Annotated in this window: 2 protein-coding genes; one reads left to right on the top strand and one right to left on the bottom strand. The window is 40.0% G+C overall.

Annotated features, from left to right (window positions below; all coding sequences use genetic code 11):
* Nucleotides 1-448, bottom strand: a 448-nt coding sequence (locus J5224_RS28135; RefSeq protein ID WP_264628407.1) for a uracil-DNA glycosylase, incomplete at its 3' end; no start/stop codon positions are given.
* 279 nt (nucleotides 449-727) lie between these two features.
* Here J5224_RS28135 and J5224_RS28130 point away from each other — a divergent pair.
* Nucleotides 728-1,326: recombinase family protein (locus J5224_RS28130; protein WP_264628406.1), on the top strand; the 599-nt coding region annotated here is incomplete at its 3' end.

The raw sequence follows: 1,326 nt of genomic DNA, 5'->3' as shown, positions 1-1,326 counted from the left end.
CTTTTTTTTTAGGTAGTAAGGCAAAGATCCCATCAAGAAGCTGAATTCCATATTTTACGTCATCTGCTTTGAAACGACGGCCTCCATCCCAGTAAGGAATAGTATTCCATAAAATAGTTCGGTTTCTATCCAGCCCTATCGCATTCATAAAGTTAAATATATTCTTAGCTGTTTCATCATTATTGTCGCGAGAAATAAAACCTGAACCAATGTTTCTTTTATCAGTTTTTGGCCCGGGCTTTTCTAATAAAAAAATAAATTCTGCATCAATACCGCCATCTAGTGGATCAAAATCAGGAATGAACACGGTTGGTCCTAGGGTTTCTCTAAGTTTTTTTACATACCGATTCAATGGCTGCATATGAGATGAAGAGAGTAAAGCGTTTCTTATTTGTATATTTGATGGATCTTTTAGTGATTTTGGTGTTGTTGGCGGTATGGAGATCATTATTGTTTCCATGTTTTTGTATGTTACAGTTACCGATATTACTCCTGATTCTAATGAAAAGCACCTTAGCATCTTTTGAATAATTACATAGTTCACAAATTGCTGATTTTAGTGTTGGTGATATACCGTACAGATTCCATGTTTGCTAGTTGCATTTATGTATACACAACGACTACCACTCTGAACAGGTCTGCAAAGACGATATATAAATATTGCTACCACCTATAAACTACTTGTATAATCACTACCATATAAATGCTACTAGGTCATGAGATAACTATGACAAATCGAGTTTATGCATACTTAAGGGCATCAACGAAAGAGCAGGACGCGGAGAGGGCAAAAGATGAGTTACTCAGTTTTGCGAGTGATAAGCGGATAACAATTGCGGGATGGTTCATTGAAAATGAATCAGGGGCCTGTCTTACTAGGCCTGAACTCATCAGATTGATCGATCTTGCACAGCCGAATGACGTTTTGCTGGTGGAGCAAGTTGATCGGTTGAGCCGCCTTAATGGAGAGGATTGGGACAAGCTATCATGCCTAATCAAGTCGAAAGGGATTCGCGTTGTAGCATTAGATCTGCCTACCTCTCACATGTTGATTCAGAATGGTGATGAGTTTACTACGCGTATGATGGATGCGTTGAATGGGATGATGTTAGATATGCTGGCTGCTATTGCGCGTAAGGACTATACAGATAGAAGGCGTAGACAGTCGCAGGGAATAGTAAAAGCAAAGGCTGAAGGCAAATTCCGTGGTCGTCAGGCTGATACTGACATGCATGAACGGATCAGAAAGCTCCGTGATGCAGGGATGTCTTATAGCGATATTCACCAATTGACGGGGGTTGCTCGGACAACAATTAGCAGGGTAAT

It is taken from the genome of Candidatus Symbiopectobacterium sp. NZEC135 (assembly GCF_025962695.1).
The sequence above is the reverse complement of the archived record's forward strand: the minus strand, read 5'-3'. Positions and strand labels throughout refer to the sequence as shown.